We start from the raw sequence: 17,431 nt of genomic DNA on the forward strand, positions 1-17,431 counted from the left end.
TTACCGTTGCGGCAGGTGGTAAAATCGAACCCTCAATCGCGGTGTTTTAGCGCATAAGCAACCAGCGAAGCGGTCGAGCCATCCTTGCCGTCAGCGCTAACCTCACCATCCACTATCGGACCCAGCGACGTCGCCAATTCCTTGCCCAGTTCCACCCCCCATTGGTCGAACGAATTGATCCCCAGCAGAACCCCTTCGACGAAAACACGGTGTTCGTACAAGGCGATGATTTGGCCCAGGACATACGGTGTGAGCTTCGGATAAATCAGGGTCGAGGACGGCCGGTTGCCCGGGAACACACGATGACGGGCCTGACGTTCAAGTTCCTCACCGGCCAACCCTTGTTCGGCCATGCGCTGCCGCGCCACATCCAACGACCGGCCGCGCATCAGCGCTTCGGATTGGGCCAGACAATTGGCCAGCAAAAGGCGGTGGTGGTGGGTAAGTTCGGGCTCGTGCCCTTCGGCGGCCACCATGAATTCGCAGGGGATCACATCGGTGCCCTGATGGATCAACTGGTAAAAGGCGTGCTGGCCATTGGTGCCCGGTTCACCCCAAACCACAGGCCCCGAAGGTATGGTCAAGGCGCTGCCGTTCATTGCAACGGATTTACCGTTCGACTCCATCTCAAGCTGTTGGAAATAGGCGGGAAGACGTAGCAGCCGTTGATCATAGGGCAGAACCGCGCGGCTGGTATATCCCAGAACCTGGCGGTGCCAGACCCCAACCAGAGCCAGCATTACCGGCATGTTCTCGATCCAGTCAGCAGCGCGGAAATGGACGTCCATCGCCTGTCCCCCGCGCAGAAAGGCATCAAACGCGTTCGAACCGACGGCGATCATCACCGGTAGCCCAACCGGCCCCCAGACCGAATAGCGCCCCCCTACCCAATCGGCAAAACCAAAAACGTGATCTTGGGCGATACCAAAGGCATCGGTCTTATCTACCGCACACGACACGGCTGCGAACTGTTTTCCACAATCGCCACCGCCATCCGTTAACCAGGCACGGGCGGTCCGGGCGTTGGTCATGGTTTCAATGGTGGTGAATGTCTTGGATGCGACAATCACCAGTGTCCGGGTCGGGTCAAGTGGGCGCAGCGTATCCGCGATATGCGCGCCATCGACATTGGACACATAGTGCAGGTTTGGCCCGTCGTGATACGGGGCCAACGCGTGCGTGGCCATCACTGGCCCAAGATCCGAGCCGCCGATGCCGATATTCACGACGTCGGTAAAGCTGCCACCTGTCCCGGAAATCGCGCCGCCGCGCACCTCTTCGGCGAAAACCCGCATCCGGTGCAGCGTGTCCAGCACGTCAGGCATCACATCCAGACCGTCGACCTCAACTGGTCCGCCATCCAGATTACGCAACGCCGTGTGCAATACCGCGCGCCCTTCGGTTTCGTTGATCTTGGCACCCGAGAACATGGCGTCGCGCCGTTCCGCCAGACCCGCCGTATCGCACAGCCCGGTCAAAGCGTCACGGATGTCCGCGTCAATACTGGTTTTCGAGTAATCAAAGAGCAGGTCACCGGTTGAGGCCGAATACCCCTGCGCCCGGTTTGCATCCTTACTGAACATACCCAGAATGGGCTGCCCCTTCCGTTCTGCTGCCAGTGCTTTGAGTGTCTCCAGTTGCATAGCGCCTACTCCGCCCAATGTACGGTCATGCCACTCAGCACTGCTGCGATGGGGGCCTCTTCCGGTGGCAGGGACAAGGACCGTTCCAAAGCATCCCGTTTCGCGTTCCCGAAAATGATCAGGTGTTTTGACAAGGCACCATCCAAAACAGGCGCAGTCAGCGTGATACGGGGTTCCGGCTGAACCTCGGTCCGTGCCACCGCCAGAGGACGCGCGTGACCGCCCAACGCAGCCTCAAGCCCATCCATACCCGGGAACAGGGACGCGGTGTGCATATCCTCGCCCATTCCCAAAACCAGCACCGACAAGGGCCGGATCGGAGTGATCAGGCTTTCGATTTCCGGCAAGACATCTTCGGGCTCCTTCCCCGGCACATACAGAGGTATATATTGCGCCACCGACGCCCGATTTGTCAGCAACCGCTCGCGGATCAGACGCTCGTTCGAGCGGTCGTGATCACCCGGCACACAGCGTTCATCGGTGGGCAGAACCCACACCCGGTCCCATTCCAAATCCGCCGCGCACAGAACATCAAACATCGGGCCGGGCGTCGTGCCTCCGGGGACTGCCAATGAGGCAAAGTCGTGATGCAGCAAGGCGGATTCCAGTTCACCTGCCAGCACGTTTGCAACGTCGATGGCCAGCATATCCCGGTCGGCGTATTCCTGTATGTTCATGGGTTTATCCCTTGCCAGCGGCGACCGTCTCGTTTCATCAGCAGCTCGGCGTCGCCCGGGCCAGTGCTGCCGCTTTCATAAGGTTTGGGAACATCCCCGCGCGCCTGCCAGCCCGCGATGATCGGATCTGTCCAGGCCCATGCGGCCTCGACCTCATCTCCGCGCATAAACAGGGTTTGGTTGCCGCGGATCACGTCCATCACCAAACGCTCATAAGCGTCCGGAGGGTCCTGGTTTTCGGGCCCCAATGCCTCGGCAAAACTCATGTCCAGAGGCACGTCGACCAGGCGCATCCCACCCTGCCCCGGTTCCTTGATCGTCACCTTCAGCGTGATGCCTTCGTTCGGCTGCAGGCGGATCGACAAAACGTTGGCGTGGCGCCCGGCATCTGCGCCAAAGATCGAATGCGGCGCGTCTTTGAACATCACATTGATTACCGAAGATCGCGCCACAAGCCTTTTGCCTGTGCGCAAATAGAACGGCGTACCCGCCCACCGCCAGTTACTGACGTGAGCCCGCAGCGCCACATAGCTTTCCGTAGTCGAACGTGGATTACCAACAGTATCCCGATAGCTGCGTCCACTCAGCCCACCTTCAAACTGACCGCGCACAATGTGGTGCGGCTCGACCGGGTCCAATGCGCGGATCACCTTGAGCTTTTCGTCCCGTACCGCGTCGGGGTCGAACTTGGCCGGCGGTTCCATCGCAATCAGGCAGAGCAGTTGCATCAGGTGGTTCTGCACCATGTCACGCATGGCGCCTGCGCGCTCATAATACTCTTCGCGCCCGTCAATGCCGACGGATTCGGCCACGGTGATCTGGATGTGGTCGACATACTGACTGTTCCACAATGGCTCGAAAAGCATGTTGCCAAACCGAACGGCCATCAGGTTCTGAACGGTTTCTTTGCCCAGATAATGGTCGATCCGGTAAATCTGCCCTTCGGAGAAATGCGCCGCTAGCGTCGCATTCAACGCCTGCGCGCTGCCCAGATCGTGACCAAAGGGTTTTTCGACAACGATCCGTGTCTGGGTCGTGGCCAGATCATTTGCTTTGATCCGTTCGGCCAGCGGTCCGAACAGGCGCGGCCCAACCGAGAAATAGAACGCCCGTACTCGATCAATTGTGAGCTTCGCTGCAAGCTGACCCCACCCCTCATCCGTAAGCGCATCTAACGCGACATAATCAACCCGTTGCAAGAACGCATTCAATGCCTTGGCATCCGCACAATGCGCGGGCGCATGTTCGCGCAACGATTGCGCGACCACATCCCGAAACGCATCGCTGTCCAATTCCGATCTGGCGGCACCAATGATCTGAACATCCTCGGGCCATTGTCCGGCACAATAGCGTCGGAACAGGGCAGGCAGGATCTTACGCTGCGCAAGATCGCCAGTACTGCCAAAAATGACCAGATCGAACGGGTCGACGGGGATGACGCGAGAAACCATGCGTTTCCCTTACCTTACCCCTGAGGGCATGTCCAATGTTAGCGCAAACAAAATTACACTTTTTCCCATCATCAAAACTCTGTCAGGTCGGCCGTGGCACCCTTAACTAATTCGGTCTGAAAGGCTAAGTCAGCAGCAGGACTGCAAAGAACCGGATACCGGAATGAAAGACAACGCCTCTCAGATTGCCAATATCGGCAAATTTCAGAACACATTGGTGACGGCTGACGGGCAAACACGGGCCTCGGTTGCGCTTAGCAACCCTGAAACGCTTTGGTTCAACACCGGTACCTTGTGCAATATCGAATGTGTCAACTGCTATATCGCAAGCAGCCCGACCAACGATGCGCTGGTCTATATCACCGCCGATGAGGTGCGGGACTATCTGGATCAAATCGAAGCCCGAAATTGGCCGGTTCGGGAAATCGGGTTCACTGGTGGCGAACCATTCATGAACCCAGAAATGATCGACATGACCCGCGCCGCGCTGGAGCGTGGGTATGAGGTTTTGATCCTCACCAATGCCATGCAACCAATGATGCGCCGAAAGATGCGTGAGGGTCTGCTGGAATTGCAGCGTGACTACGGCAACAAGCTAACCCTGCGAATCTCGGTCGATCACTACTGCTCCGATCTGCATGACGAAGAACGTGGCAAGGGCAGCTTCGCCAAGACCGTGACCGGGATGGAGTGGCTGCGTGACAACGGCTTAAACATGGCCGTGGCCGGGCGCACTGTCTGGGGTGACAGCGACGCGGAAAGCCGCGCTGGCTATGCTGCGTTTTTCAAGCAGCACGGCTTTGACATTGACGCCCAAAACCCGGGCCAGACGGTTCTGTTCCCCGAGATGGACGAAACCATCGAAGTGCCGGAAATCACCACAGCTTGCTGGGGTATTCTGGACAAATCACCCGACGCCGTGATGTGCGCCAGCGCCCGTATGGTGGTAAAGCGCAAGGGTGCGGAACGCCCCGCCGTTCTGGCCTGCACACTTTTACCTTATGCGCCCGAATTCGAAATGGGTCACACCCTGGCCGAGGCCGAGGCGGACGTACACCTCAACCATCCCCATTGCGCCAAATTCTGTGTTCTGGGCGGGGCCAGCTGTTCAGGCTGATCAGTTCAGTTCAGGCGATTCCCAGAATTTCGTGCCGGACGCCCCAGCCGAGACGCGCCAGCCTTTCTTGCCCAGCACGAAAAAGGACCGGCCATCAGTGAACCGCACGGTTTCCCCGCTGCGCTCGTCACCGTACATCGCCCCGGTTTCCGCTGTTGCGTCGTAACCATATTCGATAAATTTCGCCAGATCGGCGGGGGTTTCAAACAGGATCACGAACTTGGTTTCAAACCCACCGATACCCACTGCGGCACCCACTCCGCCAGTACCCATGTTCATATAAGTGTGCTGACCGGTATCCATTGAAACGGCCACCCCGCGCCCATACCCGGCCGAGACCGGAAACACCGTAACCTTGCGCGAGTCGAACACGGCGTAGCCCGCACTGACGTCATACAACGCTTTTGCGTCGGGGTTTTCCGCTAATAACTGGGTAAGAACCTCGCTGGCCATCGCGTCCAGCTTGGCGCGCGTCTCTTCCGGGGTGGCCTCGTTCGTCACCAAATCCGTGGTCGAGTTGATGGTCCCCTCAACCGCGCTTGCACCTTTCTGAATGGTGTTGCCCACGGTTTCAGTCCCACGCCCTACAGCGTCGGCTGTGTTCGCAGCACCTTTTTTGATTTTATCAAAGACGCCTTCGGCGACGGCTGGTCCGCCAATTAACAGCGCAGCGGCGAAAAGCAAAGCTCGGGACATAAAGCGATTCCGTATGTGACCAATGGATTGGTCGACACCATAACCCAAGCACCAATAAATTTAACGCGTCTCAATCGTTACTGACCAAAAATCAGGCTGGATATTCAATTGACCCTGAATTCACCCACCATGTTGCGCCATTCACCGGGCGCGATCATCTTGCGATGCGTAAACCGGACCGAATGCAGCGGACCGTCAATCTCGCGCTGCCAGAAGTCGATGAAATCGAACAATTTCGGATGATCCGGCGCCAGATCGTAATCCTGCCAGATGAACGTGTTCAGAACGTGGATGTAATCGGGCATGCGGTAGAAGAATTCTGCCGTTGTCAGCCCGTACCCTTTGAGCATTAGTTCGGTTTCGCTTTGCTCCATGCAGACCTCCAATTTTGTTGCAAGGTCTCTTCAGGGTAACACGAAAACACCCTAACCCTTAGTTAACAATATGTTACTCAGGTGTTACGGGGGTTTTTCGTATGCAAAATCGTTGCTTGCTTGCACCTTATGTGCCGGGTCTGATAAGGTGCATCCACAAGATATAGACCCAAAACAAAACACGGGCAGTTTACGTGAGCGATACGCCAGATATTCCTGAAAACATGGACGAAACCCCGCCCGAGCGCCCCGTTTATGACGGCCCGACGGTGTCCATCGAATCCGAGATGCGCACGTCCTACCTGGACTATGCGATGTCGGTCATCGTCAGCCGCGCGATCCCCGATCTGCGCGACGGGCTGAAGCCGGTGCATCGCCGCATTCTGTATGCAATGCACGAAACCGGGAACACACACGACAAGGCCTATCGCAAATCGGCCCGCCCGGTTGGCGACGTTATGGGTAAGTACCACCCGCACGGTGACAGCGCGATCTATGATGCGCTGGTGCGGATGGCGCAGGATTTCTCGATGTCTTTGCCGTTGCTGGATGGTCAGGGCAACTTTGGCTCGATGGACGGCGATAACCCGGCGGCCATGCGCTATACCGAAGTGCGCATGGACAAGCCCGCCGCGTCCCTGCTGGCCGATATCGAAAAAGAGACGGTCGACTTCCAGGACAATTATGACGGCAAGGACCGGGAACCGACCGTCCTGCCCGCCCGTTTCCCGAACATGTTGGTCAATGGTGCCGGTGGTATCGCCGTGGGCATGGCGACCAACATCCCACCACACAATCTGGGGGAAGTGATCGACGCCACGCTGGCACTGATCGACGACCCGGACCTGACGTCCGAGCAGTTGATTGAATACGTACCCGGCCCCGACTTCCCGACCGGCGGCGTCATGCTGGGCCGCTCGGGTGCGCGCAAAGCCTATCTTGAAGGTCGCGGCAGCGTCATTATCCGCGCCAAGACCCGCGTGGAAGAACTGCGTAAGGATCGTTACGCTATCGTCGTCGATGAAATTCCCTATCAGGTGAACAAGGCCGCGATGATCGAAAAGATCGCCGAAGCGGTGCGTGAAAAGCGCATCGAAGGCGTGGCCCATGTACAGGACGAATCCGACCGTAACGGTGTCCGCGTGGTAGTCGAACTGAAACGCGATGCGACGCCCGAGGTGGTGCTGAACCAGCTTTACCGCTTCTCGCCGATGCAAACGTCCTTTGGCTGTAACATGCTGGCGCTGAACGGTGGTCGGCCTGAACAACTGACCCTGCGCCGGTTCCTGACCTCGTTCATCGATTTCCGCGAGGATGTCGTTGCCCGCCGCACCGCCTATGACCTTCGCAAGGCGCGGGAACGCAGCCACATCCTGTGTGGTCTGGCCGTGGCCGTTTCCAACGTGGACGAAGTTGTTGCCACCATCCGGTCATCCGCGGACGCAGCCGAGGCGCGTGAAAAACTGATGACGCGCCGTTGGCCTGCCGCTGAGATCGAGGGTTATCTGCGACTGATCGATGATCCTCTGTCCAAGATGAACGATGACGGCACCTATAACCTGACCGAGGTTCAGGCCCGCGCCATCCTCGACCTGCGCCTCCAGCGCCTGACCCAACTGGGCGTCAAAGAGGTCACGGACGAGTTGGAAGAACTAGCTGGTAAGATCAAGGAATACCTGGATATTCTGTCCTCGCGCGAACGCATCATGTCGATCATCGGCGATGAGTTGCGCAGCGTGCGCGAACAGTTCGCCGTTCCCCGTCGCACCGAGATCGTCGACTGGTCCGGCGACATGGAAGACGAGGATCTGATCGAACGCGAAGATATGGTCGTGACTGTCACCTCTGGCGGGTACATCAAACGTACCCCGCTGGCCGATTTCCGCGCGCAGAAACGCGGCGGTAAGGGCCTGTCGGGCATGCAGACCAAAGAAGAGGATGTTGTTACCAACCTCTTCGTCGCGAACACGCACACACAGCTGCTGTTCTTCACCACCGACGGCATGGTCTATAAGCTCAAGACCTGGCGCCTGCCACAATCGGGCCGGACCGGTAAGGGCAAAGCCATCGTCAACATCCTGCCAATCCCGACAGGTGTTTCCATCGCGGCTATCATGCCCGTGGATGTCCCGGATGAAGAGTGGGAGAACCTGCAGATCGTCTTTGCCACCAGTGCCGGCGACGTGCGCCGCAATGCGCTGAGCGATTTCACCAACGTTAAGCGCAACGGTAAGATCGCGATGGATCTGCCCGACGGTGTCGAGCTGGTAAACGCGCGCATCTGCTCGGAAGATGATGACGTGATGCTGGTCACCAACTCTGGCCGTGCGATCCGCTTCCAGACCACCGATGTGCGTGTCTTTAAGGGCCGCAAGTCGACCGGTGTGCGGGGCATCAAGCTGTCTAACGGCGACCGCGTTGTGTCCATGTCGGTGATCCGCCATTTCAAGGCTACTTCGGACGAACGCGCCGCTTACCTCAAGATGCGCCGCGCCGTTGCCGGCCTGACCGACGACGCCGAAGTAACCGACGAGGAAGGCGACGCGCTGGCGACCATCAGTCAGGAACGCTATGCCGAGATGTCCGCTGCTGAAAACTTGATCCTGACCATCACAGCAGGCGGTTCGGGCAAGCTAAGCTCCAGCCACGATTACCCGGTCCGCGGACGCGGAGGCATGGGGGTTGCGGCCATGGACAAGGCAATGCGCGGCGGAGAGCTGGTGGCCTCGTTCCCGGTTGAGATCGACGATCAGATCATGCTGGCCACCTCCAAAGGCCAATCAATCCGGGTTCCCGTCGAAGGCATCTCGTTCCGGTCGCGCAGCGCGGGCGGTGTGAAGGTGTTCAACACCGGTAAAGGCGAAGTGGTCGTCAGCGTCGCCTGGATCGCCGATCAAGGCGACGAAGAGGCCGAGGGATAAGATTACAACAAAGGCCCCAGAGCGCAGTGTTTTGGGGCCTTGGATTTTGTTTTCGCCAATATTCTCTCAAAATGTGGCAATCAACGGTCTGCCCAATAGAACGATCAAATCGGCGCTGGTTTCTGTATTTCCTAAAAATCGCTATTCTATGACCAAGGATATTTGAAACAGCAGTTTCAAGAGGTCGTTTTAATGCGAATTTTGTTCAAACAAAGTTTAGTTATCTTTTGGTTTCTCTGGTGGACATTCGCGTTTTTGACCGACTTCATCGGCGGGCTAGAGCTGCTGGGGGTGACTTCAACCCCTTGGTTTGACGGTCACAACTTTCCGTTTCTGCAAAAAACGCTGGCGCAGTTTGGTGCCTCTACTGCCGTTGATGTAATTTTATTTGTCGGGATCATACTGTGGCTATTTCTTTCGACGCTGCTATTTGCGTTGGCGTCATTTACCCCGTATTCCCAGACGGATCGCTGGCAGAAGAGGGTCGACGCAGCGTTTATCGTATCGCTAGGATTGTGGCTTGCTTTTTTTCTGGCGGATCAGACGGTCATGAATTTTGATTTGGAAGAAAACCATATGGTTCAGGGGAGCTTTCAATTACTATGCTATCTGACCATCTACCTACTGCCTGATTAGCAATGCTCGGTTCCTATGGGCTGCTTTAGGCAAAGAACTGGCAACGCGGCACACATGTGACAACCAGTTTGGCCGGAAATTGTGCGTTCAAAGATTGTAGAGCGTACCAAATTTCTGTTCCAAATACGCCAACAACGGTTCCGGTCCCGGTTCAATCCCGCTGGCGCGTTGGATAGTCTCGCGCGGGGTGAAGAGCCCGCCAAAACGCTGTAGGTTCTCGCACAGCCAACTGGTTGCGCCTGACGTGTCGCCCCTGATCAGTTGCGCATCCAAATCAGGAACCGCAGCGCGCAACGCTTGATACAGACATCCGGCATAGACATTGCCCAATGAATAGGTCGGGAAATAACCAAACAACCCGACCGACCAGTGGACGTCCTGTAAACACCCGTTCGAAGGTCGGTCGACCTCATATCCAAAATCGGCCTTGAATCGGTCGTTCCACGCCGCTTCCAGATCGCTGACCTGAAGGTCTCCGGCCATTAGGGCGCGTTCAAGGTCAAAGCGCAGCATGATGTGCAGGTTGTATTGCACCTCGTCCGCCTCGGTCCGGATATAGCCTTTGTGTACGCCGTTGACCGTGGCATAGAACGCATCGGCATCCGCGACATCGAAATCACCGAACACGTCAACCATTTGATTGTAAAGCCACTCCGTGAACGCCCGAGATCGGCCCAGCTGGTTTTCATAAATCCGGCTTTGACTTTCATGCACGCCCATCGACACGCCCTGCCCCAGTGGTGTCAGCGCATAGGCCGGGTTGATACCCTGTTCATAGGCGGCGTGGCCGACCTCATGAATGGTTGAGTAGAAACAGTTGAACGGGTCGGTCTCGCTGGTGCGAGTGGTGATGCGCACATCCAGGCCACTGCCCGAACTGAACGGATGTACTGCCTTGTCCACCCGCCCAGTATTCAGATCGTACCCGAACGTGGTCGCCAGTTTCTGCGACAATTGCATCTGTATCTGTTCGTCGAATTTTCCGGTCAGAGCGTGCGGCGCTGGTTTATCCAAAACGGCCGCGCGCAGGGCCACAAGACGAGGGCGCATCTGATCGAAAATCTCGGCGATTTGTGAACCGGTGGTATAGGGTTCGTAGTCTTCGACCATGGCGTCATAGACATCACCACCCTGCGCCAGTGCAGCGCCTTCTTCACGCTTGAGGGCAACGACCTCCTCGAGAACAGGCAGAAAGGTAGCCACATTCTCGTCTGAACGGGCTTGCGCCCAAGTTCCCTGGGCTGCTGACGTCACGCGCGCAATGGCCTTGGCCAGATCGGCTGGCACTTTTGCCGTCCGCTCGTAAGTTCGACGGATATCGCGCAATTGGGCGCGGGCTACGTCGTCTTGTGGGTCGGCTAGCTCCAACCACTCAGCCACGCGCGGGTCAGAGCGGCGGGCATGCAGAACCGCTTCGATCGCGGCCATTTCCTCAGCCCGTTGCGGGGCCGCGCCGCGCGGCATCACCGTTTCCTGGTCCCAGCCCAGCCGCCCGGCGATTTGCCCGAGGGCCGACGTTTCGCGTTGGAAGGCCATCAGGTCATCATAGGCAGTCATCAGGGTCATGCTCCGCGGATTGAGGTGGCGATTGGATATGCTGTCAGGAAACGTGCGCGCAGGATCAGGGTCCAAACAACAACGGCCATGAACTGGTGGAAGATGGCGATCTGCCAGGGGGCCGCGTAGATCACCGTCATAATCCCGACCACCACCTGCAGAGAAAGCGCCGCAAAAGCTGCATTGAACGCAAACCGCGTTTGCGGATGCGCGCTGGTGCTGCCGCGTCTCCAGACAATGATGCCGAAGATAAACAGAAGATAGCCAGCACAGCGGTGAATAAACTGCACCAGACCGGGGCTTTCAAAGAAATTGCGCCACATCGGTTCAAGCATCGTCGCGTCAGGCGGCAACAGTTGACCACCGATCAGGGGCCAATCGGTATATGATCTTCCAGCGTCTATGCCTGCCACAAGGGCGCCTATGAGTATTTGTAGAAAGGCGAAATGCATCAGCCCGGTCGATAGCGAGAACAGTTTGCCCTCTTTCGCGCGGCGGGCCTGCATCAGGTCACGCTCCTCGCGCCCCAGCTCAAAGATGTACCATGCAAGGAACCCGAGGATAACGAAGGCCAGACCCAGATGGACTGCCAGGCGATAGCTGGCAACGGCCGTCATCCCCTCGCCCTGCGTCACGCCCGAGGCAACCATCCACCAGCCAACCGCGCCCTGAACACCGCCCAAAGCGCCTGGAATCAGCAGTTTACCGGTCCACCCGGTCGGAATTTTTCGGGCCAGCAGGAAGCCAAAGAACCCAAGTGCCCAAACTAGACCGATCACCCGGCCCAGTTGACGGTGACCCCACTCCCACCAGTAAATGGATTTAAAGTCATCAAGCTCCATCCATTGGTTCTGAATGCGCCATTGATCGATCTGCTTGTACTTTTCGAACTCGGCCTGCCAATCGGCCTCGGTCATTGGTGGGATGGCCCCAGTGACCGGGCGCCATTCCGTTATCGACAATCCGCTATCGGTCAGGCGTGTCAGGCCGCCTACGGAGATCATGACAACGACCAGCGCGAACAGGATCATCAGCCAGACGCGAATTGCCCCGCGTGCGCCGCCACGACCACGGTCAATCATGCCCGGTTGAACGGCCTGTTGTTTTTCTGTGTCTGAGACGTCTTCGAAGATGCTGCGCTTACCGCTCATGCTGTCCTCTTGTGCCTTGGATTTCGTCGCAAGCTAGGGTGAAGGGGGGCTAAGGTCCAGCCTCAGCCTTTATCCTTCCAGCGGACCATCTGACGCATGATCCCGTGCAGCATCTGCACATCCGCGCGCGTCATCCGCATCCGAGACCACAGATTGCGCAAATTGGTCTTCATGCCTTCGGCCTTTTCGGGGGGATAGAAAAAGCCCGCCTCGTCCAGCCGGTCCTCGTAATGTTCGACCAGTTTTTCGACCTCGATCCCCGTGGCCCAGTCGCCTTTGCCCAGATCGGTGGCTTCGTGCACCACACCGCCGGTCTGGCGCATCCACTCATAGGCGGTCAACAACACGCATTGGCCAAGGTTCAGCGAGGCATATTCCGGGTTTACCGGAACCGAGATAATGGCATTTGCCTTGGCGATATCTTCGTTTTCCAACCCTGCCCGTTCCGGTCCGAACAAGACCGAGACCTTTTCACCAGCCGCCACTTTCTCGGCCGCGATCTGCATCGCGCGTTCGGGGCTGTAGACCGGTTTGGTCAGACCACGCTGGCGCGCGGTAGTTGCAAAGACAAAAGTGCTGTCGGCCAGCGCGCCCGCAAGGTCATCGAACAGCTGCGCTTCGTCCAGCAAGCGCCCCGCCCCGCTGGACATTGCCACCGCCTTGGGGTTTGGCCAGCCATCACGCGGTGCCACGATCCGCATCCGGTCCAGCCCAAAATTCCACATCGCCCGCGCGGCAGCGCCGATGTTTTCACCCATCTGAGGGCGGACGAGCACAAAGGACGGCTGGGATGTATCGCTGGGCATGGTTGTCTCCGGAAAACTTGGCTTGCTGTAATCGGCGCGATGGCGCAGGGCAAGGCATCCGATTGGTCAATTGCGCCTTAAACCGGCATAAAAGTTTGCTTCCCCGGCACAATCCGCTAAACCGCGCCAAAGACTGAAAGCTAAGGACGCGCCAATGGACACCCCCGAGCAGCCGCAGATTTACCTGATCACCCCTCCGACCATCTCATTGAGCACGTTCCCCGACCAGCTTAGCCGCGTTCTGGACGGTGCCGAGATTGCCTGCATCCGACTGGCTCTGGCAGGCAATGACGAAGACGCGATCTCGCGCGCTGCTGATGCTTGTCGCGAGGTGGCCCATACCCGTGACGTGGCGCTGGTCATCTCGAACCATGTTCTGCTGGCGCAACGGTTGGGGTTGGACGGGGTGCATCTGGACGACGCCGCACGTTCAGTGCGCGCCGCGCGCAAGGAGTTGGGCGCGGATGCCATTGTTGGCAGTTTTTGTGGCGCGTCCAGCCACGATGGCATGACCGCTGGTGAAGCTGGCGTAGATTATGTTGCCTTTGGCCCGGTCGGCGCGTCAACGCTGGGGGACGGAACCACGGCTGAAAAAGACCTGTTTCAGTGGTGGTCTGAGATGATCGAGGTTCCGGTTGTGGCCGAAGGTGGCCTGACGCCTGAGCTGATCCGCGACCTGACCCCTTGCACTGATTTCTTCGGTATCGGGGATGAGATCTGGTCGCAAGAAGACCCGCTTGCCGCGCTTAAAACTCTTACCGATGCGATGTGAGCGTTAACCCTTGCACCCACCTCGGGGCTGCGGCATGACACGGGCATGACTCAGAACAGCGAAATCCTGTGTATCGGCTCGGTCCTGTGGGACATAATCGGGCGGTCCGCCAGCGCCATGCGTCAGGGCTCGGACGTGCCGGGGCGGATCACCCGCCTGCCCGGCGGAGTGGCCATGAACATCGCCATGACGCTGGTGCGCTTTGGTATGACGCCGACCCTTCTGACAGCCATTGGTCGCGACCCCGAAGGCGACGAGTTGGTCAACGCCTGTTCGCGGCTGGGCATGGTCACGGACCACATCTATCGTTCGCAGGATTTGCCGACAGACAGGTACATGGCCGTCGAAGGGGCCAACGGCCTGATCGCGGCAATCGCTGACGCGCATTCGCTTGAGGCCGCCGGGGCGAAAATCCTGCGCCCCTTGATGCATGGGCCGCTGGGGTATGAGAACACTCCGTTCCAGGGTCCCATCGCATTGGACGGCAATCTGACGCTGACCCTGTTAGAAGAAATCGCCCAAAGCCCCGCCTTTGCACGTGCGGACCTGCGCGTGGCCCCGGCCTCGCCTGGCAAGGCCGAACGTCTGCTGCCGTTCCTGAAACACGCCCGCGCCACGCTTTATGTGAACCTCGAAGAGGCCGGCATCTTGTGCCAGCGCGAATTCACCGATTCTGAAGGCGCCGCCAAGGGCCTGCTGGACCGTGGCGCGCTGCGGGTGCTGGTCACGGACGGCGGCAACTCGGCCACCATTGGCAGCGCTGACGAAATATTGACCCAAACACCGCCCTCCGTTCTGGTCACCCGTGTGACCGGTGCGGGCGATACTTTCATGGCGGCGCATATCGCGTCCGAGGCCAACGGTGCGTCCAATGACGAAGCCTTACGCCGCGCCCTACATGCCGCCGCAACCTATGTTTCCGGAGAAACACCACTGTGATCGACATCCAATATTCCGCCGAGGTCCGCGCCGCCAAAGATGCAGGTCAGCCCATCGTTGCGCTGGAAAGCACCATCATCACCCATGGTATGCCCTACCCTCAGAATATCGAGGTGGCGGCGCAGGTTCAGCAGGACGTCCGTGACGCTGGCGCGGTTCCTGCAACCATGGCCGTGATCAATGGCAAACTGCATGTGGGCCTGGAAGACGACCAGTTGAAAGCCTTGGGGCAGGCCCAGGGCGTCGCCAAGATCTCACGCGCGGACATGGCGGCCTGTATGTCGACCAGCGGCACCGGGGCCACGACAGTGGCCGCCACGATGATCGCCGCGCGCTATGCCGGGATCGAAGTTTTTGCGACCGGTGGCATCGGTGGTGTGCATCAGGGGGCCGAGACCTCGTTTGACATCTCAGCCGATCTGCACGAATTGGCGCAGACACCCGTTACTGTTGTTGCAGCCGGAGCGAAAGCCATCCTGGATCTTGCTAAAACACTTGAAGTGCTCGAGACATTGGGCGTTCCGGTTATCGCGCATGGACAGGATGAATTCCCGGCTTTTTGGTCCGCCAAGTCCCCCTATCCTGCGCCCTTGCGCATGGATAGTGCCGAAGACATCGCCAAGGCCCACGCCACCCGTCGCGCGCTTGGCCTGCCCGGGGGTCAGCTGGTTGCCAACCCGATCCCGGACGCCGATCAAATCCCGGCCGAGGAACTGGCCCCCATCATCGCTGCCGCCCAATCAGACGCGGATACGCACCGGATCACCGGCAAAGGCGTCACGCCATACCTGCTACAACGGATCTATGAACAGACCGGGGGCCGCTCGCTGACCGCAAACATAGCGCTGGTGCGCAACAATGCCCGTCTAGCCGCCGGTATCGCGATTGCTTTGACCAAATCCGCCTAGAGCTACCCTATTGTACCAAGACGCCGGACTGCTTAACTAAATCGGCAAACCAATCAGGATCGCAATGAACACACCGTTTGACGAAGAACCCCACCGCGGACCGGGCCTGTTTTCCCGGCTGCGCGCGTCTTTTCTGACGGGCATCGTTGTCATTGCGCCTGTCTGGCTGACGATCTGGTTGATTTGGTCCGTCGTGGGCTGGATCGACAGTGCTGTCCTGCCGCTGATCCCACAACAGTTCCAGCCCCAACAATATGTAGGCATCAACCTGCGCGGCGTCGGCGTCATCATCTTTCTGGTGTTCACTGTTCTGGTGGGCTGGGTCGCCAAGGGGATTCTGGGACGGTCCTTTATTTCCTTCACCGAAAGCCTGGTAGAACGGATGCCGGTTGTCCGCTCGATCTATTCCGGGATCAAGCAGATATCCGAGACAGTCTTTGCCCAGACAGAAAGATCTTTTGAAAAAGCCTGCTTGGTGCAATATCCACGCCGCGGTATCTGGGCTATCGGCTTTGTATCGACCACCGCCAAAGGCGAGGTCACCCAGCGCGCCGAAACCGCGGGCGAATTGCTGAGCGTTTTCATCCCGACCACGCCAAACCCGACCTCGGGGTTTTTGCTGTTCTTTCCTGCCGAAGACGTCATTCTGCTGGACATGACTATCGAGGACGCGGCCAAGCTGGTGATTTCTGCCGGTCTGGTTTACCCCAACGGCAAAGATCCGACGCTACCGCCTGAGTGATCAGCCAAACATCTCGGGCAGGTTGACAGTACTTTTCTGCCCCAAATCGCCCTTGTTGTCCGAAAGGAACCGATGCGCAGCCGTGCGCCCGGCCTCTTTCAACTTATGCAGAACAACCGGGTTCGGCACCGTCTTAGTTGCCACCGACAGATCGTTCATCAGCGCGTCATCGGCGATCATGTGAACCAGAACCCGGTTCATCTCACCCGCTTTCAATTTGCCTTCGGCCAACAAGCGCTGCACGAAGCTGATCGCTCGCAATTCGCGGAACAGGGATGAGTTAAAGCTGATCTCGTTGATCCGGTTCTGGATTTGTTGCGGCGTTTTCGGCACTTCTTCCCGTTCCAGCGGGTTGATGTTCACGATCACCACATCATCCGGCAGATCGGTGTTGAACAAGGGGTACAGCGCCGGGTTCCCGGTATAGCCGCCATCCCAATACGCTTCGATTCGGCCCGAATTGGGGTCAAAAATCTCAACTGCCTGAAACAGGTTCGGCAGGCAGGCCGATGCTAAAATCGCATCGGTCGAGACCTCATCCCCGGTAAAAACACGGATCTTGCCACTGCGCACGCAGGTGGCGCAGACGAACAGGCGCGGTCCTTCATCGGCACAGATTTCCTTGAAATTGAACCGGTCCACCACCGGTTCCAGCGGGTTACGATAAAAGGGACCATAAGCATAGGGCGACACCAGACGAGACCACGCGTCACCCACGGAAAACGGCAGAGAATACTCCATGGCATGCGCAATCTGAGCGGGCTCAAGTGCCTGCATCCAATTGGCAAGGCGCATATCGCCGACGGCCCCCATGCGCGCCCACAGCCCATCAAGGCTGGCCCGCGCACCGTCACGTCCATCGCGTACCATGCCGGATTTGAACGCAGCCCCGTTCAGCGCCCCGGCCGAGGTGCCGGTGATTGCCGCGACCTCGATATCATCCTCGTCCAGCAACCGGTCCAAGACACCCCAGGTAAAGGCGCCATGCGCGCCGCCGCCCTGCAGTGCCAGATTGATGCGTTTCATTACCTGCCCCCTGAC

At 58.4% G+C, this 17,431-nt stretch carries 16 protein-coding genes; 7 read left to right on the forward strand and 9 right to left on the reverse strand.

The features are described from left to right. Window positions 1-32 precede the first annotated feature (32 nt). The 3 genes from pgi to zwf are packed head-to-tail and all read right to left on the reverse strand — an operon-like array spanning window position 33 to window position 3,771. Window positions 33-1,643, reverse strand: a complete 1,611-nt coding sequence (pgi, locus tag ACR0DL_RS05710; RefSeq protein WP_480688023.1) for a glucose-6-phosphate isomerase — start codon at window positions 1,641-1,643, stop codon at window positions 33-35. A 5-nt stretch (window positions 1,644-1,648) separates the two neighbouring features. Beyond that, a complete protein-coding gene (pgl, locus tag ACR0DL_RS05715) occupies window positions 1,649-2,320 on the reverse strand; it encodes a 6-phosphogluconolactonase (protein WP_480688025.1) in 672 nt (223 codons plus the stop codon). Then, a complete protein-coding gene (gene zwf / locus ACR0DL_RS05720; protein ID WP_170348855.1) occupies window positions 2,317-3,771 on the reverse strand; it encodes a glucose-6-phosphate dehydrogenase in 1,455 nt (484 codons plus the stop codon). The genes pgl and zwf overlap by 4 nt, the downstream gene beginning before the upstream one ends. 163 nt (window positions 3,772-3,934) lie before the next feature. On the opposite strand from zwf, the gene ACR0DL_RS05725 reads away from it, so the two are divergent. Then, a complete protein-coding gene (locus ACR0DL_RS05725; protein WP_170375526.1) occupies window positions 3,935-4,888 on the forward strand; it encodes a radical SAM protein in 954 nt (317 codons plus the stop codon). Here the strand turns inward: ACR0DL_RS05725 and ACR0DL_RS05730 are convergent, their stop codons facing one another. Both ACR0DL_RS05730 and ACR0DL_RS05735 read right to left on the reverse strand, forming a co-directional pair. Then, window positions 4,889-5,584 carry a lipid-binding SYLF domain-containing protein gene (locus ACR0DL_RS05730; RefSeq protein ID WP_480688027.1) on the reverse strand — a complete coding sequence of 232 codons (696 nt, stop codon included), beginning with the start codon at window positions 5,582-5,584 and terminating at the stop codon, window positions 4,889-4,891. Window positions 5,585-5,688: 104 nt separating this feature from the next. Then, the gene (locus ACR0DL_RS05735; protein ID WP_058280415.1) at window positions 5,689-5,958 is read right to left on the reverse strand and encodes an usg protein; all 270 of its coding nucleotides are present in this window, start codon (window positions 5,956-5,958) and stop codon (window positions 5,689-5,691) included. 194 nt (window positions 5,959-6,152) lie between these two features. Between ACR0DL_RS05735 and gyrA the strand changes: the two genes are divergently transcribed. Both gyrA and ACR0DL_RS05745 read left to right on the forward strand, forming a co-directional pair. After that, window positions 6,153-8,879 carry a DNA gyrase subunit A gene (gene gyrA / locus ACR0DL_RS05740; RefSeq protein ID WP_170358690.1) on the forward strand — a complete coding sequence of 909 codons (2,727 nt, stop codon included), beginning with the start codon at window positions 6,153-6,155 and terminating at the stop codon, window positions 8,877-8,879. 162 nt (window positions 8,880-9,041) lie between these two features. Next, window positions 9,042-9,515, forward strand: coding sequence for a hypothetical protein (locus ACR0DL_RS05745; protein WP_480688029.1), 474 nt, complete (start codon window positions 9,042-9,044; stop codon window positions 9,513-9,515). A gap of 87 nt (window positions 9,516-9,602) precedes the next feature. Here ACR0DL_RS05745 and ACR0DL_RS05750 read toward each other — a convergent pair whose 3' ends face one another. From ACR0DL_RS05750 to ACR0DL_RS05760, 3 genes are all read right to left on the reverse strand, one after another. Further along, window positions 9,603-11,072 carry a carboxypeptidase M32 gene (locus ACR0DL_RS05750; RefSeq protein ID WP_480688476.1) on the reverse strand — a complete coding sequence of 490 codons (1,470 nt, stop codon included), beginning with the start codon at window positions 11,070-11,072 and terminating at the stop codon, window positions 9,603-9,605. A 5-nt stretch (window positions 11,073-11,077) separates the two neighbouring features. Further along, window positions 11,078-12,223 carry a heme A synthase gene (gene ctaA / locus ACR0DL_RS05755; RefSeq protein ID WP_480636816.1) on the reverse strand — a complete coding sequence of 382 codons (1,146 nt, stop codon included), beginning with the start codon at window positions 12,221-12,223 and terminating at the stop codon, window positions 11,078-11,080. Window positions 12,224-12,285: 62 nt separating this feature from the next. Continuing rightward, a complete protein-coding gene (locus ACR0DL_RS05760; protein WP_480688031.1) occupies window positions 12,286-13,029 on the reverse strand; it encodes an RNA methyltransferase in 744 nt (247 codons plus the stop codon). A 154-nt stretch (window positions 13,030-13,183) separates the two neighbouring features. On the opposite strand from ACR0DL_RS05760, the gene ACR0DL_RS05765 reads away from it, so the two are divergent. The 4 genes from ACR0DL_RS05765 (at window position 13,184) to ACR0DL_RS05780 (ending at window position 16,390) form a co-directional block, all read left to right on the forward strand. Continuing rightward, window positions 13,184-13,801 (forward strand): thiamine phosphate synthase, encoded by a 618-nt coding sequence (locus ACR0DL_RS05765; protein ID WP_170348862.1) that lies wholly within the window; start codon window positions 13,184-13,186, stop codon window positions 13,799-13,801. A gap of 45 nt (window positions 13,802-13,846) precedes the next feature. After that, entirely contained in the window at window positions 13,847-14,740 is an 894-nt protein-coding gene (locus ACR0DL_RS05770; protein ID WP_170395950.1) for a PfkB family carbohydrate kinase, read from the forward strand. Next, window positions 14,737-15,648, forward strand: coding sequence for a pseudouridine-5'-phosphate glycosidase (locus ACR0DL_RS05775; RefSeq protein WP_480688033.1), 912 nt, complete (start codon window positions 14,737-14,739; stop codon window positions 15,646-15,648). The genes ACR0DL_RS05770 and ACR0DL_RS05775 overlap by 4 nt, the downstream gene beginning before the upstream one ends. 64 nt (window positions 15,649-15,712) lie before the next feature. Further along, entirely contained in the window at window positions 15,713-16,390 is a 678-nt protein-coding gene (locus ACR0DL_RS05780; protein ID WP_170348865.1) for a DUF502 domain-containing protein, read from the forward strand. Here ACR0DL_RS05780 and ACR0DL_RS05785 read toward each other — a convergent pair whose 3' ends face one another. Beyond that, complete coding sequence (locus ACR0DL_RS05785) at window positions 16,391-17,416, reverse strand: patatin-like phospholipase family protein (RefSeq protein ID WP_170358703.1); 1,026 nt, start codon at window positions 17,414-17,416, stop codon at window positions 16,391-16,393. Window positions 17,417-17,431: the final 15 nt, after the last annotated feature.

Source organism: Ruegeria sp. BB5 (assembly GCF_056539405.1).